The sequence below is a fragment of the Pseudomonas sp. NPDC089569 genome (assembly GCF_050280625.1).
Lineage (GTDB): Bacteria > Pseudomonadota > Gammaproteobacteria > Pseudomonadales > Pseudomonadaceae > Aquipseudomonas.
Map to the genome: position 1 here is coordinate 1 of NZ_JBNNVQ010000229.1, position 2318 is coordinate 2318.

Below are 2318 nucleotides of genomic sequence, written 5' to 3' on the forward strand. Positions count from 1 at the left end.
TTATCAGGGTGATTTCCTACGAGCTTGGCTCGTGCCCCTTACGTAAATAACCATGCGGATCAGACCTCGACGGGAGTGGTGATCTTTACCGTTGGCCTTGAAGTGACCTTGCAGCTTGTTGATGTTGGCGGTCAGCAGTGCAACTTGCACTTCTGGCGAACCAGTATCACCAACGGATTGCTGGTAGTCGGTAACGATTTGAGCTTTTTCTTCAACGCTGAGAGCCATGAGGCAATCCTTTTATCAGGAAACTGTTTCAGAAAAACAGTTTCAACAGGCCAGGGACAAATCCCTGTATCAAAAAATGAGTAGTGACCGTGCCTGTTAACAGCCACCCTCGCCAGCCTGCTTTTACACAGACTGGTTCCGGTCATTCTGACCGAATCAAACGACGTGGCGCGATGCGCCCGTCTTCACTCACTTCACCGATACCGATGAAGCGACCGTTGTGATCCTGTACTCGTACCATTCCGAACTTCGGGGCATCCGGGGCGCGTACTGGCTGACCGTTGAGCCAATAGAACGCACTCGCTTCCGAGAACTGCAACAGCGGCCAATCCAGCAGGCCACTGTCCGATGGCATCAGGAAGCGATCCACCGCTTCGTTACCGCCTTCGGCATGTACCGCTTCCAGCTCTTCCAGCGTAACCGTCTGGGCCAGCGTGAAAGGCCCGGCCTGGGTACGTCGCAACTCTGCAACGTAAGCGCCACAACCGAGTTGTTCACCGATATCCTCCACCAGAGTACGGATATAGGTGCCTTTGCTGCAACCCACTGCCAGCCGCACAGTGTCACCCTCGAAGGCCAGCAAGTCCAAGCGCGTAATAGTAACAGAACGCGGTTCGCGCTCCACTACCTCACCCGCACGGGCCAGCTTGTAAAGAGGCTGTCCATCACGCTTGAGTGCCGAATACATCGGCGGTATCTGACTGATTTCCCCACGAAAACCGGGCAGTACCGCTTCGATATCGGCGCGACCAACGGTCACCGGACGCTCCTGCAAAACCTCACCTTCGGCATCTGCCGTGCTTGTGGTCTTGCCCAGTTGCGCCAGGGTTTCGTAACCCTTGTCGGAATCGAGCAGGTATTGCGAGAACTTGGTCGCCTCACCGAAGCACAGCGGCAACACACCGGTAGCCAGCGGATCGAGACTGCCGGTGTGACCGGCCTTCTCGGCATTGAGCAACCAGCGAACCTTCTGCAGCGCCGCGTTGGAGGTGAGCCCCAGCGGTTTGTCGAGCAGAATGATGCCGCTGACGTTACGACGAATACGTTTGACCTGAGCCACCGATTACTCCTTGGTGTCTTCGGCTTCTGCCGCAACCGAATGCAGGCCGTCTTCAGCCACCGCACGCTCGATCAAGGCCGAGAGATGCGCACCGCGCGCGACACTTTCGTCGTAGTGGAAGTGCAATTGTGGAACGCTGCGCAGCTTCATCTCGCGAGCCAGCTGCATGCGCAGGAAGCCGGCGGCGGAGTTGAGCACCTTGATGCTTTGCGCGATGTCTTCGCTACCGTTCGCACCCATTACGGTGATGAAAATCTTGGCATGACCGACGTCACGGCTGACTTCCACTGCGGTAATGGTGACCAGGCCGACGCGCGGGTCTTTGACTTCACGACGGATCAGTTGTGCCAGCTCGCGCTGCATTTGATCGCCGATACGTTGGGTACGGCTGTATTCTTTTGCCATGTCTTGTTACCTGTTACTGCCCCACGGTGAAACCCGTGAGGTCTGAAAGCGGCAAACGCCCGGCCTGACAAAAGCCAGACCGGGCGTTGCGTTTAGAGTCCGGGAGATGCGCCGCGCAATTGCATGCGGCTGGCCATCACGGCTCTTGAAGTGCGCGAGTCAGAGGCTGCGAGCAACCTGAACCTTCTCGAAGACTTCGATCTTGTCACCGACCTTGACGTCGTTGTAGCTCTTCACGCCGATACCGCACTCCATGCCGGCACGCACTTCGGAAGCGTCATCCTTGAAGCGACGCAGGGATTCCAGCTCGCCTTCGAAGATAACGATGTCTTCACGCAGTACACGGATCGGGCGGTTACGGTGAACAGTACCTTCGATCACCATGCAACCGGCAATCGCGCCGAACTTCGGCGAGCGGAACACGTCACGTACTTCGGCCACGCCCAGGATGTTCTCGCGAACGTCGCTGCCGAGCATACCGGTCAGTGCTTTCTTGACGTCTTCGATGATGTCGTAGATCACGTTGTAGTAACGCATATCCAGACCTTCCTGCTCGACGATCTTGCGAGCACCGGCATCGGCACGCACGTTGAAGCCGAACAGTACAGCGTTGGAAGCCAGTGCC

General features: G+C 57.1%; 4 protein-coding genes. All 4 read right to left on the reverse strand.

Annotated elements, in window-relative coordinates; translation table 11 throughout:
* Positions 1-3: 3 nt before the first annotated feature.
* Complete coding sequence (gene rpsO, locus ACQKP2_RS32510; protein ID WP_427582341.1) at positions 4-228, reverse strand: 30S ribosomal protein S15; 225 nt, start codon at positions 226-228, stop codon at positions 4-6.
* Positions 229-370: 142 nt separating this feature from the next.
* Positions 371-1288, reverse strand: coding sequence for a tRNA pseudouridine(55) synthase TruB (truB, locus tag ACQKP2_RS32515; protein WP_427582342.1), 918 nt, complete (start codon positions 1286-1288; stop codon positions 371-373).
* Positions 1289-1291: 3 nt separating this feature from the next.
* Positions 1292-1693, reverse strand: a complete 402-nt coding sequence (gene rbfA / locus ACQKP2_RS32520; RefSeq protein WP_427582343.1) for a 30S ribosome-binding factor RbfA — start codon at positions 1691-1693, stop codon at positions 1292-1294.
* A gap of 159 nt (positions 1694-1852) precedes the next feature.
* A partial coding sequence (locus ACQKP2_RS32525) for an EF-Tu/IF-2/RF-3 family GTPase (RefSeq protein ID WP_427582344.1) occupies positions 1853-2318 on the reverse strand: 466 nt, incomplete at its 5' end.